At 63.7% G+C, this 20355-nt stretch carries 17 protein-coding genes; 12 read left to right on the top strand and 5 right to left on the bottom strand.

The features are described from left to right. Positions 1 to 71 precede the first annotated feature (71 nt). The 5 genes from AC1RJW_RS22105 to AC1RJW_RS22085 are packed head-to-tail and all read left to right on the top strand — an operon-like array spanning position 72 to position 3372. The gene (locus AC1RJW_RS22105; protein WP_493046872.1) at positions 72 to 494 is read left to right on the top strand and encodes a hypothetical protein; all 423 of its coding nucleotides are present in this window, start codon (positions 72 to 74) and stop codon (positions 492 to 494) included. Next, entirely contained in the window at positions 380 to 1210 is an 831-nt protein-coding gene (locus AC1RJW_RS22100) for a type VI immunity family protein (protein WP_493047074.1), read from the top strand. Before AC1RJW_RS22105 ends, AC1RJW_RS22100 begins: the two co-directional genes overlap by 115 nt. 2 nt (positions 1211 to 1212) lie before the next feature. Further along, entirely contained in the window at positions 1213 to 2094 is an 882-nt protein-coding gene (locus AC1RJW_RS22095) for a PoNe immunity protein domain-containing protein (RefSeq protein ID WP_493046871.1), read from the top strand. Position 2095: 1 nt separating this feature from the next. Next, positions 2096 to 3013 (top strand): PoNe immunity protein domain-containing protein, encoded by a 918-nt coding sequence (locus AC1RJW_RS22090; RefSeq protein ID WP_493046870.1) that lies wholly within the window; start codon positions 2096 to 2098, stop codon positions 3011 to 3013. Between the two features lie 2 nt (positions 3014 to 3015). After that, entirely contained in the window at positions 3016 to 3372 is a 357-nt protein-coding gene (locus AC1RJW_RS22085; protein ID WP_493046869.1) for a hypothetical protein, read from the top strand. A gap of 54 nt (positions 3373 to 3426) precedes the next feature. Here AC1RJW_RS22085 and AC1RJW_RS22080 read toward each other — a convergent pair whose 3' ends face one another. The 5 genes from AC1RJW_RS22080 to AC1RJW_RS22060 form a co-directional block, all read right to left on the bottom strand. After that, positions 3427 to 4716 (bottom strand): T6SS phospholipase effector Tle1-like catalytic domain-containing protein, encoded by a 1290-nt coding sequence (locus AC1RJW_RS22080; protein ID WP_493047073.1) that lies wholly within the window; start codon positions 4714 to 4716, stop codon positions 3427 to 3429. Positions 4717 to 5567: 851 nt separating this feature from the next. Continuing rightward, positions 5568 to 6329, bottom strand: a complete 762-nt coding sequence (locus tag AC1RJW_RS22075) for a DUF3304 domain-containing protein (RefSeq protein WP_493046868.1) — start codon at positions 6327 to 6329, stop codon at positions 5568 to 5570. Beyond that, the gene (locus AC1RJW_RS22070; RefSeq protein ID WP_493046867.1) at positions 6323 to 7138 is read right to left on the bottom strand and encodes a DUF4123 domain-containing protein; all 816 of its coding nucleotides are present in this window, start codon (positions 7136 to 7138) and stop codon (positions 6323 to 6325) included. Before AC1RJW_RS22070 ends, AC1RJW_RS22075 begins: the two co-directional genes overlap by 7 nt. 2 nt (positions 7139 to 7140) lie before the next feature. Continuing rightward, the gene (locus AC1RJW_RS22065) at positions 7141 to 10035 is read right to left on the bottom strand and encodes a type VI secretion system Vgr family protein (RefSeq protein WP_493046866.1); all 2895 of its coding nucleotides are present in this window, start codon (positions 10033 to 10035) and stop codon (positions 7141 to 7143) included. Further along, positions 10032 to 10808, bottom strand: a complete 777-nt coding sequence (locus tag AC1RJW_RS22060) for a hypothetical protein (protein ID WP_493046865.1) — start codon at positions 10806 to 10808, stop codon at positions 10032 to 10034. Before AC1RJW_RS22060 ends, AC1RJW_RS22065 begins: the two co-directional genes overlap by 4 nt. A gap of 221 nt (positions 10809 to 11029) precedes the next feature. Here AC1RJW_RS22060 and AC1RJW_RS22055 point away from each other — a divergent pair, with 221 nt between their 5' ends. Genes AC1RJW_RS22055 through tssA form a run of 7 tightly spaced genes read left to right on the top strand, consistent with a single transcriptional unit; the run spans position 11030 to position 20347 of the window. Continuing rightward, positions 11030 to 11872: a M15 family metallopeptidase gene (locus AC1RJW_RS22055; RefSeq protein ID WP_493046863.1), complete on the top strand. Its 843-nt coding sequence runs from the start codon at positions 11030 to 11032 to the stop codon at positions 11870 to 11872. Between the two features lie 11 nt (positions 11873 to 11883). Next, positions 11884 to 12153 carry a PAAR domain-containing protein gene (locus AC1RJW_RS22050; RefSeq protein ID WP_436499410.1) on the top strand — a complete coding sequence of 90 codons (270 nt, stop codon included), beginning with the start codon at positions 11884 to 11886 and terminating at the stop codon, positions 12151 to 12153. Between the two features lie 31 nt (positions 12154 to 12184). After that, positions 12185 to 13621, top strand: a complete 1437-nt coding sequence (locus AC1RJW_RS22045) for a hypothetical protein (protein ID WP_493046862.1) — start codon at positions 12185 to 12187, stop codon at positions 13619 to 13621. Positions 13622 to 13674: 53 nt separating this feature from the next. Beyond that, complete coding sequence (gene tssM / locus AC1RJW_RS22040) at positions 13675 to 17466, top strand: type VI secretion system membrane subunit TssM (protein ID WP_493047072.1); 3792 nt, start codon at positions 13675 to 13677, stop codon at positions 17464 to 17466. After that, positions 17463 to 18446 (top strand): type VI secretion system-associated protein TagF, encoded by a 984-nt coding sequence (gene tagF / locus AC1RJW_RS22035; protein ID WP_493046861.1) that lies wholly within the window; start codon positions 17463 to 17465, stop codon positions 18444 to 18446. Before tssM ends, tagF begins: the two co-directional genes overlap by 4 nt. Positions 18447 to 18448: 2 nt before the next feature. Beyond that, positions 18449 to 19261 (top strand): OmpA family protein, encoded by an 813-nt coding sequence (locus AC1RJW_RS22030; RefSeq protein WP_493046860.1) that lies wholly within the window; start codon positions 18449 to 18451, stop codon positions 19259 to 19261. Between the two features lie 48 nt (positions 19262 to 19309). After that, positions 19310 to 20347, top strand: coding sequence for a type VI secretion system protein TssA (tssA, locus tag AC1RJW_RS22025; protein WP_493046859.1), 1038 nt, complete (start codon positions 19310 to 19312; stop codon positions 20345 to 20347). Positions 20348 to 20355 lie beyond the last annotated feature (8 nt).

Raw genomic sequence — 20355 nt, 5'->3', positions numbered from 1 at the left:
TCATGAGCAATCTGGACGCCGCCTATGGCTTGACGGTGTGGCGCTTCCTGAACGCATGAAGAAACGACGCAGTGGAAGGCGAAAAAATGAGTGCAGCGGACAGTTTTCTTGGCACTGACGATATCAAAAGATTTGCTTCCGATCTCAAGGAGTGGCCGAATTCATCTTATGGAAATGATCAGATCACGCATAATGTCAGCCCTTTTGTCAGCTTTTATTTTCTGTACGACAGCAAGCATCATCTTGATACATCATTACTGATGGTGGATATACATGAGGAATTTGAGCGCCTGACAGGAAATTCCTATCTTATCGGCACGCATCCCGACTCGGAACGTCCTCACCCTTACGGGTCAAAGCGCTTACCCGATCTGCGTGAATTTGCTCGAAAAACAAAAAAACAGACTATTTCGCATTCAATTTTACCGATCAAAAAAAACATATTTCCTCTCCTGCCACGGCAGGATACTTTTGGAAAGTTCGGGATTACATGAACGACAACGCGGTGCCATCAAACAGAACCTATTCGTCGATTCAGTTTTACTATCGTTGGTCATGGTGGCGCGAGAATAAAGACGCCTGGAGACAATTTGTCCTTCAAACGGCTGGAATCCTTGATGCTGCGCAGGTATACAGCGGCTTTGCCATGGCGACGCCGTTGGCGTATGGCTCCCGGTCAGAAGTCTCTGTCTGGGAACGTGCTCTGACACCTCATTTCTACGGGCTTGATATCGATGATTATCTCGGGATGCACGGTGAACTGACACTAGGCATCCGCCCCCCCACGTGGGGCTTTCTGCTGTCGGATACCTGGCGCGAGAAACTGGATATCACCCGCGACCAGCTTAAGCTCAGCCTCAATCATCCGAACATCAAAATAGAAGAACTCAGCATGGGGCAGTGGATTGAATTAGGCGACGAACCTTCGCTTTACCCAGTCGAAGATGGTGTCCCGGCGCTGCCGGTCTTACTAAATAAATTACTCAAACCGATACGTCATGATCATATGGGCCTGCTAAGCGGCGCCCAGTGGGACGGCGACCCCAACGAACGCTTCAATGATGCCGACTCGCTGCGCTGGATGCGGCGCTTCGACGCCGACAGCGACTGGCCCAGTGCCGAGTTGCGTCAGCGCCGCGATGACGTCGGCCAGGATGTCGCTGCGCCAGCGGAGAAGCCATTGAAAAATAATAGATCTAAGGGAAAATAACAATGGAACTTCTGCCATTTGACCGGCGCCGCCGCCAGCAATTCCTTTACGAGGATCTATACACGAAGACAAGAAAAAATCAACTCGCGATAATAGATGTTGAACTCGAAAATAAAAGAATAACCGACACAATGCAGGGAAAAGCTTCCGTTCATAATTTTTTGTATTTAGAAGAATTCTGGATCTGGATGCTCGACTATACGGCTGGTAAGCCGATTGATGCACTGGCGCCGCGCATTGCAGACATCGTGGATAAATTTGAAGAATGGAACGAGGTGGATCAACTCTATCAGCAGGAATTGGCGCTCGATTTTCCAGAAGATGGGCCATATGAATACGAGGGTGCGCCGCAGTTTTCCACCCTTTCCGACTATGAAGACACACTACAACTGCTCAGCATCGCCATCCTGCTGCGCGATCAACGTTCAGTACTACGCATCCTTCACGTACTGCGCAGCCACCGTGGCCGCGATGGGCTGTTCGAGCAATTGATAGGCGCCTATGTCGAGGACAATCAAGACCTGGAAACCTGCATTATCAGCAAGCCCTATAACACCCTGCTGCAAGTATTCTATGAAGAAGACGACAACGCTGCCTTAGCCCTGCTTCAGAAATATTTGAAACAGTGGTATCCGGCCATGAAAAATCATCCACGCTGGTACGATGAGCATCTCAACATCAACGAGGAAGGCTATGCCGCCTATTACGGCTACTGGGCCTTCGAAGCGGGGGCGGCCGTCTTTATGCTCGACCTGGACGACAGCCAGATCGACCATCTGGTCTACCCCAAAGACCTGGTCGACTATGCGCGAAAACTATGGGAAGAAGGCCGTCATACCAGCCTGGAAATGAAACCATCGGCCAAACGAGAACCCGGCGAATAGAATGAAAAATCCACCATTTGATGATCGTCGTCGCCAACAATTCCTTTGTCAGGAACTATATGAGAAAACCCTGGAGAATTCACGCGCCCTGCTACAAGTTCAGCTGAAAAACAAGGAATCAGCTGAATTCGCTGACGACATCAGTTTGGCGCACCATTTCTTATATCTTGAAAATTTCTGGATCTGGATGCTCGATTACACCGCTGGCGTGCCAATCGAGAAACTTGCGCCACGGCTGTCAGATATCGTGGACAGGTTTTCGGAATGGAACGAAGCCGATCAGTATCGACAAGAGGAAATCTTGTCGCAATATCCCGAATATGGCCCATACCGATACAGGGCAGCGCCAAATTTCGGCGACCTGTCCGATTATGAAGATACGCTGCAATTATTAAGTGTCGCCATATTATTGCGCGATCAGCGCTCGGTCATGCGCATCATCCGCATATTTCGCAGTCACCGAGGACAGGACGGCCTGTTCGAACAGCTGATTGGCGCGTATGTGGACGATGAAATGGCCCTCGATACCTGCATACTGGGCCAGCCATACGATACTTTGTTGCAGACGGTATATGAAAACGACGAGTATGCGGCACAAACGCAAATCAAAAAGTATTTGACGCAGTGGTACCCTGCCATGAAGGATCATCCACGCTGGTACAACGGCCATCTGCGCATTAGCGACGAAGGCTACGCTCCCTATTACGGTTACTGGGCATTTGAAGCCGGTGCAATGGCCTTTGTGTTTGACCTCGATGACAGCGATATCGATCATTTCGCCTATCCGACAGATCTCGTTGCGTATGGACGTGCACTGCGCGAGGAAAACCGCTATACCAGCATAGGTATGAATGAGACGGGCGATGTCGGATATGTCGAAGGCAAACAGCCCTGCCATGACACGGATTTTCGGGAGTAAGGATGCAGACTCTGAACGAACACACTTTTTTGGCCAGGCGCAGGGAACCGCTGCTGTCCTACTCGATTTACCTTGAAAGCAAAGACAGCCAGGACGAGTGCTTCGACATGGTGGAGGCAGGCTTGCAACAGCCTGCCGAAGTACTGCAAAATATCCCGCCAGAAAACTTCATGACGGCCACGCGCCAGCGGGCATGGGATGGCATCGACCTGCTCAGCCTGGCTTACAGCGCCGGCCATACGACAGCCGATCTGCGCGTGCTATATCCCACGATACTGGAATCGCAGACATCGGCCACCTATACCGCACGCCCGGTGACATTTACTTGCGCTATGGCCGCTCGGATACCGGCTACCTAAGCCATATCTTTGCCATCGGCATCAACTCCATGCAGCACCGGGCACCGTGCCATATCAGGCAACGGCCTCTTCCGTCGGTTGGCGATTGCTCGATATCAGCACGCTGTCGTAGCCGCTGTACACCTTACGGTAGCGCAAATACCCGGCCTTGCCGGACAGGCCATAGCTGGCCCAGCTTGAATCGAACGGTTCGCGCCCTTCCGTCTTCATGCGCGGGATCTTGCCCGTGCGTTCGAACTCCTCCGCCGCCTTGCGCTGCGCATCGTCGAGGCCATCTTTTACCGGCGTAAATTGTTGCAGACCGGTAGTCGACTTCATGCCATAGGCGCGCGCCATCATCTTTTGCCGCTCTTCGTGGTCTTTTGCTTCGCGAATATTGAACTGTTCCACCCTTTTCCGCTTCGCATTCATGGCTTTCAACTTTTCGATCAGGTCCCCTTCATTGTCTGGATTTCCGGGAATCAGCTTGAACCACGCACGCGAATCGTGCACATAATTATCAAAGAAATTGAGCGTCTCCGCACCAAGCGGCGGCGCGCTGGTCCACCACGTCGCGATCTCTTCCCATTCATTGTCGTGGTCATTGTCAAAGCCAGGTTCCTGTGCCTGCGGCTTGAAACCCTTGCCTTTCTCTGCCATCCATTTTTCGAACACCTGGATTTCCTGCTCAAATTCCAGGTTGGCGCTGTGCAAATCATTCTTGTCAAAATTGGAAGCGCGACCGAAGCTGGCCGTCGATTCCAGCGGGGTTTTGCTGGTGGGCCGCCGTGATCTATGCCACAAAATATGATTCTTGCCCTGTTCACGCATGATGGCCGTCAAGGTGCCCGTCTTGACCTTGCACGTGGCCAGATAGGCGTTCAATGCCGTGATCGTTTCCGGCGCGAGCTTGAAGCGCTCCTTGGCAACGTCATTGGCAAATTCCAGCTTCAGGGGCACGCCTGCCAGCCGGGCTGCCCGGTACATATAGATCAGCGGTATGCGCGACAGCATGTCGCCCCCCATCCTGTCCAGTCCACGGCCCTGTTCGCCGGGCATATAGCCGCAGCCGAGATCGGAGTGCACGCCAGGGACGACCACTTCATCGCAATTGGGCGGCAGCACCTGTTTGACGGAGATCGAGTCGAGCGGAAAGCTGCGCCGCAATTCATGCGCGGCGACAAGATGCAAGCACGGTATGCCCTGGGGAATACGCAGGCTGTCATCGGTATCGGCCCAGCCGCCATGGCCATCGAACATCTTGCCCATCAGGCTGTTACCCAGGGTATTGCCCAGTCCGACGGATGCCACCGTGTCGAACAAGCCGAGGAAGTTGAATGCCACCTCGAAACCGCCGAGTGTCATCACGCCCTCTTTCTTGCACATGCGGGCATCGAGCGTGCACATCGACATGAGCCAGTTGAGAAAGGCCCGTGCCTGCGTGGCGCCGCGCGAAAAACCAAAAATGGAAATGAAGATTTTTTTTACCGTTGCCGGATCTTTTTGCCTGGCATTGCCGTACTTATCGGGCATGTGCACGGCGATTGCCGCATGCAGGCGCTTGAGGATTTTTTCAAATTCAAGACGCGTCTTTTCATTTTGCTCGTCATTCGGCATTTCCGCTTCAAAGCGGCGGCGCGGCTGCATCAGGCGCCGCCGTGCCCTGTCGAGCACGATTCTATTCAGGATCGACCTTGTTTCGTCGGGCGATAGCAGGGGCTTTTTCAGAAAATAGCGGTGTATATTATTAATTGCCTGCAGCAGCGCCCACAGAATACGGCCTTCGCCGCCATAACCGGCAGCGGCGCCCCGCGTCAGCTGCAAGCCGGCGCCGCTATCGCCGATCTGCTCGAACGGCGACGCCACGCCAGGAATATACACCTTGAAGAAATGTGAATACGCCGCCTTTTCGTGTGCCCAATCGGTAACAGCGGGCAGCACTGTCGGCGTGCTCAGGCCGGGAAAACAGTCATATAACCGGGCGACATTCGAGTGATTCTTCCCGGCGTCGGCCTGAATATAGTTATTTTTTGTGCCGTCAAAGAAAAATCCAAAAAACAGGTTGGTCTTGCAGGTTGCGCAGGGAGGGCTGGCGGCAGACTTCTCGATCTCTTCCGCCGTCTTGCGTATTTTTCTCGCATCAATGTCTGAAAAAAAGGTATCGAAATCGGCAGCCTTGGAAAACTCCGCCGGGACGGGCTCGATCAGTCTGAAACTCATGGACGTTCCTTTTTTAACTGTTCCAATTTGCTTCGGCTGCCCGCCAGCAAACGGGCATAGTCCGCGCGCAAATACGCATGAAAGCGCGCATCGTCGGGTCCCGTATAGTCGCTGAACGCCTTCGGGTCCGATTTGCGCTCGGATGCCCACACTTCCCTGGCATGCTCGGACGGTGCCAGCCGCATCTGCTCAAGCAGCTTTTCCCACAATTTCACGCCGCCCTCTTCATGCCGAATGTAGACATCCCATTTCTCTCGCCGATATTCCAGCGACGGCACCGGCCACCCCTTGATTTTCCCCGGCCAGCTGGTGTGGTCGGGCTGATAATCGCTGGTAACGATGCTCAGCTTCCCATCGGCGTCGCGCAGCACCCACAGCTCGCCCGGCTTGCCATCGGCATACGCGGGTACTTCGAGCAACTGAGTCTGCTGTACTTCCGGCAAGCTGCCATCGGCCTTCCTGGGCAGCCAGTGGGTGGCGTCGACCCGCACCTGGATGCCCGAGCGCCAGCGCCGGGGCAGGTCATAGCAGCAGACGGTGCCGCCGGCGGCATACGGGTCGATCAGCTCGCCGCCGCCCCTGTTCGCCTCGTTCTTTGGATCAACGATGACGTAACTGAAGATCTCGCCGCTGTAATTGACGCCGTGTATGCTGACGGGCACGTCCTTACCGGCACAGGCGCTCAGCATGGGCAGCAACAGCATACCCAGTGCCAGCGCGCGCAAGCCCCTGCTGGCGGATGTTCGAACGCTCACCATGCTTGCCCCGCTGCTTGCAGGCGGGTTTGCGAGCGCGGCACGGCATCGGGCACTGCGCCGCGCCGCAGCCAGCGCTCGCACCAGTCGGCCTTGTCATAGGTATCGAGCGGCTCGCCCTCGATGGCGGCCAACGCTTGCGCCACCAGCAGGTAGGCGCCATGGCGGTCCTGGCTGTGGTCATGGCCGCGCTCGTAGAGCACGGCGAGTATTTCATCGGTTTCACTGTCACTGACCAAGCTGGCAAACTGCTGTTCGCTCAGCACCACCGGGCGTTCGGCATGCACGCTGTCCTGCCGCAGCACGGGCAATTGCCGCCAATGGCCGTCGCGGGCGATGTACGACCAGCTGACGGCAGGTCCCGCAAGTTGCGCCTGCTGCTCCCCTGTCAGCGCGGCATGGATGGCGGGCAGCCGGCGCGTATCGGGAAAACGGAAATTGAAGCGCTGTCCATCCGCCTCGATGATGCACCAGGCGGCCAGGCGCGCGGCCAGTTCCGACTGGCTTTCCCGCGTGGCGATGGCGCTCAGCATGGGCCAGCCGCTGCAACGCGCCAGCCACGACGCCTCAGGGGCGGCGGAGAAAACGGCAGCATAGTCCAGCAGCAGCGGCGACACATCGCGCGTGGCGTCGGTGCACCCGGGCAGCGCCTCGAACAGCAGCGAAGGCGACCACGCTGCCAGCTTGCGGTGCAGTCCCGGCAGGAATACGCCGTCGAACAAGAGATACAGCCGCGCCTGCCCCTGCGTGGCCTCGCGCGCCAAAGTGTCAAGATGTGCCTGCCAGCCGTCGGCATAAGGGGCGATCAGCATCGTTATCCTGCCATGGTAAAGGCGGAGCCGGCCATCAATGACTTCTTCAGGCACTCCACGCAGATACTGCTGGGCAAACCGGGCATCGCATACGCCATGCTTTCCGGACCAATAAAACTCTTCTTGCCGGCATGCACCGTGATCTTGCCGGGACATTGCACGGTGATGTTGCCGCCCTCGATCGTGATGTTCGCCCCGCCCGCCGTCGACAGGCGGATGCTTTTCGCCGCCGCCCAGTCGATGTGCGCGGCGGCGCTGACGATATTGACTTCCTCGCGCGCCTGCACGTTGAGCACGTCGGCCTGCGCCTCGAACTCGATCGCCTGTTTCGCGGCGATCAGCTGCAGGCCGGTATTGTTCTCGCCCGCCTTGACCACGCCAGCCAGCGCGCCGATGGTCTGGCCGCTGTGCACGCGCAGCTGGCCGCCGCCGACGAACTGGGTGTCCTGGCCACTCATCAGGGAGGCTGTTTCGCCATTCGCCAGCTGGATATCCTGCCCCGCCAACACGCCCAGGCCGGCGCGGGCGGCGATGGCGATGATGGCGTCGCTGCTGTGCGGCAGCTTGTCGTCGCCGGGACTGATCGGCTTGCCCGCCGCGTCGCGCCGGGCGGCTGCCGTACTGTCCCGGCTCAGCATGCCGGAGGCGCTGGTGAGGAAGGCTTGCAGGGGCGCAGCCTTCTCGTCGAGCACGCTGGTATTCGCCTTGGCCGCGCCCAGGTGGCTGGCATACGCGACCGTCTTGTGCGTGACGGCGGCGGCGCTGAAGGTTTCGCCCAGCTTGGCCGCCTGCTTGAGCAAGACCATGCCCGGCGCATTGTCGCCGGCCGGATCGCGCGCCTGCGCGTCATGGTTGACGAGGTAGCTGGAAATCAATAGCCCGGCCCCGCCCCGCACGGCGCCGTAATCGTCGGTGCGCAGCTCGGCGCCCATGCCGCGCAGGCTGCCCCGGTAATTGTCGGCCGCATGGATCAGGTGGCCAAGATTGAGTGCGCTTGCCGCATGGCTGCTCTTGAGCTCGATACGCCCCTGCTGGTCGGTATCGTCGAACAGCAGCTGGTTGTAGCCGGCGGCGCCGAATTCCTTGCTGCGAATGCCCCATTGCGCGGCGCCGTTGCGGTGGCCGGCGCTGCCACCGGCCGCGCCATGCCAGAGCGGGCTGTTGCCGCCGGCCACATTGCCCTGCGCCGAGGGCGCATGGTCGCGCGCCGGCGCGAACACGCTGGCGTCCGCGGGTTTGTCCGTGATGCCGCCCGGCGTGGGCGCGACGCCGCCCTCGCCCTGCCCGTTGTACAGGGCGCCGACGATGAGGGGCCGGTCGATATCGTTTTCCAGGAATTGCACCAGCACTTCCTGGCCGATGCGCGGCAGGAACTGGCTGCCCATGCCGCCGCCGGCCGCGCGCTGCGCCACGCGTACCCAGCACGTGGCGCTACCCTCCTGCTGCCAGTGGAAACGGATGCGCACCCGGCCCAGCCTGTCGCAATGGATCTCGCTGCCGCCGCCGGCGCTGGCGCTGCCGTCGGCACCGACGACGATGGCGCTCTGGCTGCCGCAGGCCGTCGGCTTCGGATGGTGGCGCAGGTCGCCGCCTTCCTGCAGCGGCCGCCATGGGGTATCGGCCGCGATGGCGTCAACATGGTTCGCATAGCCGCTCTCGACAGCTTGCGCGATCATCTGGTCGAGAGGCGACACGCCCATCGACGGCGAAGCCAGGCCGGCGAACGCTGTTTGCAAGGTTTCCTGCAACAGTTCCGGGATCGGGCCGAACAGTTCAGCCAGGCCCTGCCTGGCGGGTGCCGGCAAATTATTCACGCCCACGCTGCACACGCGCAGCACGACCAGCGCCGGCGCCTCGGCGCCGTCCTGCTGCAACGGTCCCTGCGTCAAGGTAAAGCGCGTGCCGGCACGCAAGGTACGCACGGTTGAACGCGCCTGCCAGCGTTCGCCGCGCGCTTCGATCGCCTGCATCTGCAGCAAGGCATAGCGTTCGGCCTGGGCCGCATCGGCATAGAAATACTGGCCTGGCGTGTCATAGCTTTCCAGCGCGGGCGCGTTCTTGCCGCCCGGCGCCAGCCGCGTCGGCACGCTGGCGCTGACGGCTTTCTTGGCCTTGTAATCGTAGCTGAGCACGGTCGCCACCGCCGTGCGCAAGGCGCGTGCCCGGCTGAGCGCCTGGACGGAATCGGCCTGTTCCATGGCCCGCGCGCCATGAAAACGGATGCCGCCGCCTTGCGCGCTGCTGGCATCCTCCGGCACCGCGCTCACGGCGCTGCTGTCGGCGAACAGTACCAGGCAATGACCGCCATCGTGTTCCTCGAAACGCCAGGCCAGACCTTCTTCGCTCAACAGTCGCGTGACGAAGGCCAGATCCGACTCGCGGTACTGGCAGCAATAGCTGCGCGGCTGCGCCTCGGCCATGAACGGCCCCGTGTCACCGCTCCAGCGCCAGTCGGCTTGCGGCGCGTAGGCCTGGAACACGCTGTCGACGATCTCGATCACGCTCTTGTCTTGCCAGACACGGCTGTTGCGTACCTGGCTCAACAGCCATAGCCACGGCGTCAGGCGCAGCCGGAAACGGGCCAGCCCGCCGTCGCTGCCGAGCATCGCCGCCTCGCTGATATAGCCGCTGAAGACGGCGCGGCTGCCATCGGCCAGGCTGGCGTGCAGCGCGGCCGGCTTGCCCAGCAGCGGCACCAGCGCCACGTTGGCATCTGTCGACAGCACGATGACGTCGCGCACGCCCACGGCCTGCAACTGCTCGTCGGCGGCAAACGCTTCCACCAGCCACTGTGCCGTTCCGCCCTCGCCGCCGTCGAGCGACAGCTCATACAAGCGCGTCACGCTGCTGAAACCAGCCAGGGAAGCGTTGACCTGATCGGCGCTGGCGGCACTCATTTGCTGCCTTTCGCGATAGCTTGCCCGGCCTTGCATTGCGCGTCATCGTCATGGTCCTGGCAGGCGCGCGCGCGGCACGCCACGGCAGCGTCGCGCTTGAGCGCCGCGCATTGCCGCAACTTGGCCGACAGACCGGAAACGGTTTTCTTCGGCGCCGGCGCGGCCTGCGCGTGAGCCAGCAGGGCCGACAGCAAGGCGATATCGCTGTCTTCCGCGCGGCGGACGGGTGTTGCCGCAGGGTTTTTCGCCGGCGTTTTTTTGGCTTCAGGGCGAGCCGCCCTGGCCACCTGTTTCCCTGCAGCGGCCGGTGGCGACGGTGTTTCCAGCGCCTTGCTCAGCACATCGCCGGGGTGCGCGGCACTCGCGTTCCCGGCAGCAGCGGCAGTGGCGTCCGCGCCAGCATCGAGCATGTCGCTCAGGCTCTGCTGCGGTGCGGCTGCGCCAGGCGACGCCTCGTCATGGATGCTGGCGACGGCCGGCGGCGCTGCCACCGCGACGGCCAGGGAAACCGGCGCCGCCGGCGCACCGTTGTCGCCAGTCCGCTCCCCGCGCTGGCCCAGCCAGACGCCAGCGGCCAATAACAGCAGCAGCGCGGCCGCCGCGCCCATGCCCCCGCGCAGGGCCAGGCTGCCGCGCCTGGCCCTGACGGACGAGCCGGTATCGCCCCCCTCGAGCGTGGTCAGGATACGGTTACGGTCGGCCTCCGCCTGCTGCGCCTGCGTCAACAGGCTGGGCCGGGCCGGGAGCCGGGGGCTATCGTCATGAGTTCGCAAAATGTGCGCTCCTGTAATATTTGCAAGACTTTACGCTATTCAACAAAATCATGACGCGTGCCATAAAATCAACAGTGCGCACCCCCCGCACAATTGAAATACACCGCCCTTAATTATCAGTTTTGTAAGATATACTTCCAGGCAATATCCATCGTTTCCCTGGTTTCGTCCGATGGACAGCACAGTTCCCCGCAGCCAAACATTTTTTGATTGAGGTTCGCGTGTTCCTACTCGCGGTAGCGCTGTATTTCATCCTGGCATGCCTGATCAGCTGGCTGGTCCTGTTTCCGGCCGGACGCGATTTCGTGCTGCACGCCGTCGATGGCGCGGAACAGCGCCTCGCCGCCTGCCTGCAGCGCGTGGCCAGGCGCCGGCAGACGGGCATGGCCAGCCTGGGACAGCGCAGCGCCACGCTGCTGGCCCGCACCGCCGATCTGCTGCGCCGTCATTACTTGCTGTGTCTCGCGGGCGTGGCCGCGATCAGCCTGCCGACCCTGATGGCCCTGATGGCCGACAGCAAGTCCATGCTGGGCGCCTACGATGTGTCGACGCGGGAAATGAATACGCAGGTGGCCAGCCTGCTGCAGGGCGAGCAGCTGGTGCCGCCCGTCGACCTGCCGCCGCGGGTGTTTGCCACGGAAGAAGTGCGCCAGGAACGCCCGCTGCTGGTATCGGCCAGCCGCAACTGGACCTTGCTGAATGTGGAATACGCGCAGCGCCTGCTGCTGGTCTTCAAGATCATGAAAGAAAAGCATGGCTACGAGATGGCGCTGCTGGAAGGCTACCGCAGTCCCGAGCGGCAAACCATGTTGACGGACATGGGACCCAACGTGAGCAACGCGGCCGCCTTTCAAAGCTGGCACCAGTACGGTCTGGCGGCCGACTGCGCCTTCCTGCGCAATGGCAAGCTGGTCATTTCCGAGAAGGACCCGTGGGCCATGCGCGGCTATCAGCTGTATGGCGAAGTGGCCGAATCGGTCGGCATGACCTGGGGCGGACGCTGGAAAATGATGGATTTCGGGCATACCGAACTGCGCCTGCCCGGCGTAATGAAAAAACACTGAGAGGAGCGCGTATGGCGGGTCCGGTAATCAGATTAGGCGACAAGACATCGCATGGCGGCACCGTGCTGGAAGCATCGACGGTGAGCGACAGCGGCGGCATCGGCATGGCGCGGGTCGGCGACAAGGTGGCCTGTCCGCTGCCCGGCCATGGCGTGTGCCCCATCGTCAGCGGCGACCCCAGCCTCATCGTCGATGGCAAGCCAGTGGCCCGCCACGGCGACAAGACCAGCTGCGGCGCGCTGCTGATCGCCAGCCAGCAAGCCACCACCGACCAGGCATGATGGCGCTGCCCGTATGCGGAGGAGCCCGCTGATGCGCCCCTGGCTGCGACGCTGCCTGCTGACCGTGTCCGTCTTTGCGCTATGCTGGACGGGTTCCATCGCTTATTGGCGCGACAGCACGCGCATGCCGGCGCCGGGCGAACTGGCCGGCGCCATGCTGGCGCTGCCGCTGGCACTGCTGCTGATGCTGTGGCTGGGTAAAAAACTGCTGCTCAGGTTGCTGGCCGGGCCCGCGCTGGCCGCGGCATCCGGCCTTTCCGCCCCACTCCAGGCCGAGGCGGCAGCCCCGCCCGCTTTACCGGCGCCGCTGCAGATCGTGGCCGCCAGCCTGCGCATGCCGGGCGGCGCGACGCCGGCAGAATTGCTGGCTGCCATGCGCTCCCGGCAAGCCCGCCCCGCGCTCGACGACGAGCTCCTCGACGAAGACGGCTATCCCCTGCTGTGCGGCAGGGTGGAGGGCATCGACGAAGAGGCACAGCAGCAATTGCTGGCCGCCTGGCTGCGCGAGCATCCTCAGGCCGGCCTGGCCAGCGATCCCTTCCCCTTCAATCCGGAAGACCTGCGCGCGCTGGCCCTGGGCGCCGACGTGCTGGCCGACCTGCTGGACGAAGCGCTGCAGCATGCGCTGTCCGCAGGCACAGCGGCGTCGCCGGCCAGCGCGCCGCCCATGCTGCGGCTGCACCCGCTGATGCCGGCCTCGTGGAGCGCCGCCCAGCGCCAGGCCGGCGACGCCTGGCTGCGCCACCTGGCGCGCGAGCAGGGCTGGCCAGCGCAGACATTGCTGCCGGCTGACGAGCCAGGCACCCGGCAGCCGGCGCCGTTTGCCCTGTTGAACCAGCTTGCCGTACACGCGCCGACGCAGCCGCCCTGCCTGGCCATCGTACTGGCCTGCGATTCCTGCCTGGGCGAACTGCGCGTGCATGCCTTGTCGAGCCAGGGACAGCTGTTCAGCGCCGGCCAGGCGAACGGACAGATTCCCGGCGAAGGCGCGGCCGGCCTGCTGCTGGCCAGTCCCGGCGCAGCGGCGCCACTGGACGAGCCGGCGCCAGTGCTACTGCACCGCGCCGCCACGGGCGAACTGCCGCAAGGCGACAGCCAGCAGGGAAAAACGGACAAGAGCATGCTGGCGGACCTGGGCAGGCAGGCGCTGGCGGCAGCGGGCGACGAGGGGGCGGCCGGCATCGCGCTGGTCAGCGCCGATACCGACCAGCGCGCCAACCGCATGCTCGAACTGATGCAGTGCGCCGGCGCCCTGCTGCCCCAGCTGGACCTGGGCGAGCAGGTGCTGGGCGTCGGCGCCGCATGCGGCCAGTGCGGCGCCGTCACCACGCTGGCCGTATTGGCCATGGCGCGGCAAGCGGCGGCCGACGACGGCGCGCAGGTTTTATGCCTCAGCAATCTCGATCCGCTCCAGCGCGGCGCGCTCGTCATCGGGCCACCCGCGGAAAACAGTCACAGCGCCACCTGATACGACGACGTCCCCTCCACGCACATTAACGGTTTGCACACTATAAAACTATGATGCAACGATTCCGGCACTTCCTGACCTCACGCACCAGCCTGCTCATCCTCGGCATCGCGGCCGCCATCCTGCTGCTGTGCGCATGCGCCGTCATCTTCGACTGGCCGGCCATCGGGCTGCTGTCCTTGCTGGCCGCGGCGGCGCTGCTGGGCGCCGTGCTGTGGTGGCTGCGCCGCCGCCGGCGCCGGCGCGAGGGCGCCAGCTTCAACAGCATGCTGGAACAGCAGGCGGCCGGTGCCGCGCCCAAGGCTGGCCCGGTGCAGCGCGAGGAAACAGAAGCCATCCGCAAGCGCATGCTGGAAGCGATCACTACCATCAAGACATCGCGGCTGGGCCAGCTGTCGGGCGATGCCGCGCTGTATGAACTGCCCTGGTATATGATCATCGGCAATCCCGCCGCCGGCAAGAGCACGGCGATAGCCAATTCTGGCCTGCAGTTTCCTTTTGTCGACAGCAAGATCGTGCAAGGCATGGGCGGCACCCGCAACTGCGACTGGTTTTTCACCACCGACGGCATCCTGCTCGACACGGCCGGGCGCTACGCCATCAACGATGAAGACCGCGCCGAGTGGTTCGGCTTCCTCGGCCTGCTGAAAAAACACCGCAAGCGCGCGCCGATCAACGGCATCATCATCGCCGTCAGCATTGCCGAGCTGACCGGCAGCAAGCCGGAATTCGCCATCGAACTGGCCAAGAACCTGCGCCAGCGCGTGCAGGAACTGACGGAAAGGCTGGAAGTCCATGCGCCCGTGTACGTGGTCTTCACCAAGGCCGACCTGATCACGGGCTTCAGCGAATTTTTCCAGGATGCCGAGCGCGCCGAACGCGACAAGGTCTGGGGCGCCACCCTGCCCTACAGCGTCAATAGTTCGAAGCAGGACGTGCTGGAGCAGTTCGACCAGCGCTTCGACGAGCTGTACGATGGTCTGAAGGACCTCAGCCTGGCCAGCATGTCGCTGCTGGGACGCGAGCGCATGCCGCCCGGCGTCTTCACCTTCCCGCTGGAATTCAGTTCCGTGAAGGGGCCGCTGCGCGCCTTCATCGCCACGCTGTTCGAAGAAAATCCCTTCCAGTTCAAGCCCGTCTTCCGCGGTTTCTATTTCACCAGCGCCCTGCAGGAAGGCGCTTCCGTCTCTGCCTCGTCGGAACGGGTGGCGCAGCGCTTCGACCTCAAGCCGCAGCCGCAGGAACACAAGACGGTGCAGGTCCAGGACCAGCACGGCTACTTCCTGCTGAACCTGTTTCGCAAGGTGATCTTCGCCGACAGGGAACTGGTGGCGCAATACGCCAGTCCGCGCAAGACGCGCTTGCGCTATGCCACGTTTTTTACCGCCATCGCGCTGGCCGGCCTGGCGCTGGGCGGCTGGAGCTGGTCCTACCTGGCCAACCGCCAGCTGGCAGCGAACGTGCAGGCCGACCTGGAGCAGGCCATCAAGGTGCAGGACAAGCGCCTGGACCTGCAGTCGCGCTTCCAGGCCCTGGAAATCCTGCAGGACCGCATCGAGCAGCTGGAAGCGTACCGCAGCAAGCGGCCGCTGGCGCTCAGCCTGGGCCTGTACCAGGGTGACTTGCTCGAGCGCAAACTGCGCGAAGAGTATTTTTCCGGCCTCAAGGAAGTCATGCTCGCGCCGGTGGCGCAGTCGCTGGAATCGTTCCTCGCGGAAGTGAACGCCGGCGCCGACCGCCTGCAGCCGCTGACGGCGGTGCCGGCCGCGCCGGCGACAGCGGTGACGCCAGCCGCCGGCGCCGTGCCGGCCGGCACGACGGCCGCCACCACAGCCGCTACGGCAGTCGGCACACAGCCCTTCAAGGATGCCGCGCCGACGAATGTGGAGGATGCCTACAATGCCCTGAAAACCTACTTGATGCTGGGCGACAAATCGCGCGCCGAGGCCGGCCACCTGAACGACCAGCTGACCCGCTACTGGCGCGGCTGGCTCGACGCCAACCGGGGCAACATGCCGCGCGAACAGATGATCCGCAGCGCCGAGGGCCTGATCTCGTTCTACCTGACGCAGATCGACGACCCGTCCTGGCCGCAGATCGAGAACAAGCGGGCCCTGGCCGACCAGTCGCGCGACAGCCTGCGTCGCGTGGTGCGCGGCATGCCGGCGCGCGACCGCGTGTATGCGGACGTGAAGGCGCGCGCCGCCACGCGCTTCCCGTCGATGACGGTGGCGCGCATCGTTGGCGAGCAGGACAAGGAACTGGTGCTGGGCAGCTACGCCATCCCCGGCACCTTCACGCGCGACGCCTGGGAAAAATACATCCAGCAGGCGTTCCAGGAAGCGGCCAACCGCGAGCTGCAAAGCGCCGACTGGGTACTGAAGACGGCGTCGAAGGATGACCTGACCCTGGAAGGCAGCCCGGAACAGATCCAGAAGGCGCTGCTGGAACTGTACAAGACCGATTACGCCAGGGAATGGCAGAAATTCATCCAGGGTGTCAGCATCCGCGAATTGAACGGTTTCGACAACGCGGCGCAGGCCATGAACCGCCTCGGCGATCCGCAAGCCTCGCCCCTCAACAAGCTGATCGAGACCGTGTACCAGGAAACCTCGTGGGACAACCCTTCGCTGCTGGGCCAGGGCTTGCAGCGCGCCCAGCGCGGGGCGATGGACTGGTTCCGCGAAACGGTGCTGCGCCAGAAGCCCGCCGCCACGGCGGCTGGCCAGGCCGGCGGCACCATGCCGATGGGGCCCGTCGGCCGCGAATTTTCCGGCGTGGCGCGCCTGGTGGTGGCGCGCGACAAGGAAGCCTCGCCCGTGCGCGGCTACCTGGCGGCCCTGTCGAAGCTGCGCGTGCGCCTCAACCAGATCAAGAACCAGGGCGACACGGGCCCCGGCGCCAAGCAGCTGATGCAGCAGACGCTCGACGGCAGCGGCTCGGAGCTGGCCGACGCGCTCAAGTACGTGGACGAGCAGATGCTGACCGGCATGAGCGACCAGCAAAAGCAGGCCATCCGCCCGCTGCTGGTACGCCCGCTGATGCAGACCTTCGCCGTCATCGTCAAGCCCACCGAGACGGAGATCAACAAGGTATGGCTGGCCCAGGTGCTCGAACCGTTCCAGAAAACCCTGGCGCCGAAATATCCGTTTGCGCCCGACTCGCGCGTCGAGGCGAGCAATGCGGACATCGGCCAGGTATTCGGCCCGGAAGGCGCCATCGCCAAGTTCTTCAACACCACCATCGGCCCGCTCGTCGTGCGGCGCGGCGACGCCATCAGCGCCAGGACCTGGGCCGCGATGGGCATCACCCTGGCGCCGCCGGTGGTGGCCAGCCTGCCCGGCTGGGTCGCGCCGCTCAGCGCCAACGGCGTGGCCACGGCGGCCGGCGCCGCCGAAGCACAGACGCGCTTCGACCTGCAGGCGCTGAGCGCGCCCGGCGCCACCGAATATACGATCGAGATCGATGGCCAGGCGCTGCGCTGGCGCGGCCAGCCGCAGCCTTGGGTGCACATGGTCTGGCCCAACCCGCAGGGCGTGCCCGGCTCGCGCATCAGCGCCATCACGCCGGAAGGACGCACCGTGGTGCTGCTGAACGAACCCGGGCATTTCGGCCTGAAGAAGATGATCGACTCGGCCAGGCGCACGCGCAAGGAAGGCGGCGTATTCGAACTGAGCTGGGAAAACAGCGGCGTCACCGTGGTGGCCAACCTGAAGATCGTGGCCGCTGCCGCGCCGGCGCCGGCCTCCGCCGGCAACCAGGGTTTCCGCGGCTTGAAACTGCCGGAATCGGTCGCCATCGGCGCGCCGGAAACGGCCACCGCCATCGCCGGGAACACGCCATGAGCCGCCCTACCGTTACCCAGATCGGCTATTTCGGCAAGATCCCCAGCCGCGGCGACTTCATCAAGCACGGCGACAACCCGGCCCTGCTGAAGATGCTCGATGAGTGGCTGGCCAACGCGATGGAACTGATGACGGCCGATGCGCGCTGGAAGCTCACCTACGATGCGCTGCCTCCGCTGCATTTCGCCTTCATCGGCCCGCGCCGCGGCCGCGCCATCGCCGGGCATATCGCCGCCAGCAGCGATGCCTCGTCGCGCCGCTTTCCCTTCCTGATGATGGGCGCCATGGAAGTGGCGCAGCCGGCCGGCTTCGTGCCGACCAGTCCGCTGGTGCTGTCGCGCCTGTGGAACCGCCTCGACGCCCTGAGCGTGGAGATGCGCGGCGCGGCGGCCGGTGCCGCGCTGCCGGCCGCCGCCGCGGGCGCCAGCATCGAGCTGGACTTGCGCGGCAGCGCCTACGACGCCGCCTTCGACGATTTCCTCGGCTTGCAGACGGTGGGCGCGCTCGACGCCCTGCTGGCGCCCACGGGTTTTGGCGGCTCCGTGCGCCAGGTGCTGCTGGCCCTGGGCATGCTGCTGCAGCCCGTCATGGCCAGCAGTTCCAGCCGGCTGGAGAAAAGCCTGGAACTGCCGCTGCCGGCCGACCCCCTGTACCGCAACCTGGTGGCGGCCTTCTGGATGCACCTGATCGCCCCGTTCCTGGCGCGCGCCGACTTCGAACTGGCGCTGTTCATCACCCGCATCCGCGGCCGCCATGCGCTGGTGCTGGGCTTTTGCGGCGCCTCGGCGCAAACCCTGCACGCCATCATGGAACCGCAGGCGGCGCTGGAACACCACATCGCCTTCGACGACCTGGCCTGGGTCGAGGAACATGCCGACAGCGACTACGCCATCAAGAAAGCCTCGGCCTACCTCGCGCAGGCCAACCTGTCACTCAAATCGGCGCACGACACGTTTCGTGCCGCCTTCATCGGGACCTGACCATGCGCCACATCCGCCTTGCCATCCTTCTCAGCCTCGCGTGCGCGCCGTCCGGCGCCGGCGCGCAAAGCGCCGCCGCGCCGCCCGCCGCTGTCTCGGTGCCAGTCGCCGCCACGCCGCAACCTGGCCAGGTACTGGCCAGCGGCACGGTGCCGGACGAAGCGGCCAAGGCCGCGGTGCTGGTGCGCCTGCGCGAACTGTATGGCGCCGACAAGGTCGTCGACCAGATCGCCGTCGGCCAGGTGGCGCAGCCGGCAAACTGGAACGCCTATGTGCAAAAGCTGCTGACAGCGGACCTCAAGCAGATCCGCCGCGGCCAGCTGAAGATCGAAGGCAGCGTGGTCAGCGTGCGCGGCGAGGTGGCCAACGAGGCGCAGCGGCAAAAGATCGCCAGCGACTTCGCCACCAGCCTCAATCCCACGTACACGGTCAACAACGGCTTGCGCGTGTCCGCCTCAGAGCAGAGCATCCTCGACGGCGCGCTGGCCAACCGCACCATCGAATTCGAGAGCGGCAAGACCACGCTGACGCCGTCGGGCCGCGCCATCCTCGACGAAATGAGCACGGCGCTGCACAAGCTGGCCGGCCGCAAGGTGGACATCATCGGCCACACCGACAACCTGGGACTGCGTGCCAGCAACCAGAACCTGAGCCAGGCGCGCGCCGAGGCGGTCAAGACCTACCTGGCCGGCAAGGGCATCGACGGCGACCTGCTCAGCGCTTCCGGACAGGGCCCGGACCGTCCCATCGCCAGCAATGACAGCGCCGATGGCCGCGCACGCAACCGCCGCATCGAATTTCGCATGATCCAGTAAGGCCGCCACGCCGCCAGCAAGCTTTCCGTCCCACAGCCGAGAACACACATGATTTCAGCCGACCAGCTATTACTTCCCATCAGCGCCGAGCAGCCATGCGGCGTCGACCTGTCCTTCTCCACCGACTTCGACGCCATCGGCCAGGCGCGCAAGTTCGACGACCCCACGCTCGACCAGGGCGAATGGGTCACCGACCTGAAGGAGGCCGACTGGGCCTTCGTACTGCAGCGCTGCGCCGCCCTGCTGGGCGAGAAGAGCAAGGACTTGCGGCTCGGCGCCTGGCTGGCCGAAGCCAGTGCCAGGCAAGACCATTTGCGCGGACTGGGCGAAGGCTATCGCCTGCTGGCGGGCCTGCTGCGCCAGTACTGGGACCTGGGCCTGTACCCGCAGCCCGATGGCGACGACCACGAGCAGCGCATCGGCAACCTGGGCTGGATCCTGGCGCGCACGCCGTCGCTCGTGCGCGCCATGGCGCTGACGGACAAGCAGTCGGGCGGCTGGTCGACGGTCGAGTTCGAGACGGCGCGCAAGCGGGCCGCCAGCAACCAGGATGGCGTCAACGGCACGAAACTGGTGGATATGGAGGCGGCGCGGCGCGGCACGTCGGCACAGTTCCGCGCCGCATTTGCCGCCGACGCCCAGTTCTGCCTGGACGCGCTGGCCGAGCTGGAACAGGTCGCCGATATCCGCCTGGGCAAGGACAGCCCGGGCTTTTCCATGGCGCGCGAGGCGCTGCAAGCGATGCAGCTGGCCCTGCCTGCCGCGCCCGCGGCTACCCCTGCCTCCAGCGCAGCCGCCGCGCCGATGCCGGCCGCCGGCCAGGCGGCGGGGGCCGCCGTGCCGGCGCCGATGCCGGCGGCGCCCGGCGAACTGCACAGCCGCGCCCAGGCGCTGGCGCAGCTGCGCCAGGTGGCGCAGTACTTCCGCCAGACGGAGCCGCACAGCCCCGTCTCGTACTTCGCCGACAAGGCCGCCGACGCCGGCGAGCAGAACCTGCACGAATGGCTGCGCGGCGTGGTCAAGGACGGCGCCTCGCTGGCCCACATCGAGGAGCTGCTGGGCATCGCGCCCGGCAGCGGCCATTGAGCTGGTTG

The organism is Janthinobacterium sp. GW822-FHT07A03 (genome assembly GCF_058798815.1).
This window is presented reverse-complemented; position numbering and strand designations above follow the sequence as displayed.

Coding starts and splice junctions, on each gene's coding strand:
- AC1RJW_RS22095 (WP_493046871.1), top strand. CDS start 1,213: ATGGAACTTCTGCCATTTGACCGGCGCCGCCGCCAGCAATTCCTTTAC.
- AC1RJW_RS22090 (WP_493046870.1), top strand. CDS start 2,096: ATGAAAAATCCACCATTTGATGATCGTCGTCGCCAACAATTCCTTTGT.
- AC1RJW_RS22085 (WP_493046869.1), top strand. CDS start 3,016: ATGCAGACTCTGAACGAACACACTTTTTTGGCCAGGCGCAGGGAACCG.
- AC1RJW_RS22080 (WP_493047073.1), bottom strand. CDS start 4,716: ATGACACTCGGCGGTTTCGAGGTGGCATTCAACTTCCTCGGCTTGTTC.
- AC1RJW_RS22075 (WP_493046868.1), bottom strand. CDS start 6,329: ATGGTGAGCGTTCGAACATCCGCCAGCAGGGGCTTGCGCGCGCTGGCA.
- AC1RJW_RS22070 (WP_493046867.1), bottom strand. CDS start 7,138: ATGCTGATCGCCCCTTATGCCGACGGCTGGCAGGCACATCTTGACACT.
- AC1RJW_RS22065 (WP_493046866.1), bottom strand. CDS start 10,035: ATGAGTGCCGCCAGCGCCGATCAGGTCAACGCTTCCCTGGCTGGTTTC.
- AC1RJW_RS22050 (WP_436499410.1), top strand. CDS start 11,884: ATGGCGGGTCCGGTAATCAGATTAGGCGACAAGACATCGCATGGCGGC.
- AC1RJW_RS22045 (WP_493046862.1), top strand. CDS start 12,185: ATGCGCCCCTGGCTGCGACGCTGCCTGCTGACCGTGTCCGTCTTTGCG.
- tssM (WP_493047072.1), top strand. CDS start 13,675: ATGCAACGATTCCGGCACTTCCTGACCTCACGCACCAGCCTGCTCATC.
- tagF (WP_493046861.1), top strand. CDS start 17,463: ATGAGCCGCCCTACCGTTACCCAGATCGGCTATTTCGGCAAGATCCCC.
- AC1RJW_RS22030 (WP_493046860.1), top strand. CDS start 18,449: ATGCGCCACATCCGCCTTGCCATCCTTCTCAGCCTCGCGTGCGCGCCG.
- tssA (WP_493046859.1), top strand. CDS start 19,310: ATGATTTCAGCCGACCAGCTATTACTTCCCATCAGCGCCGAGCAGCCA.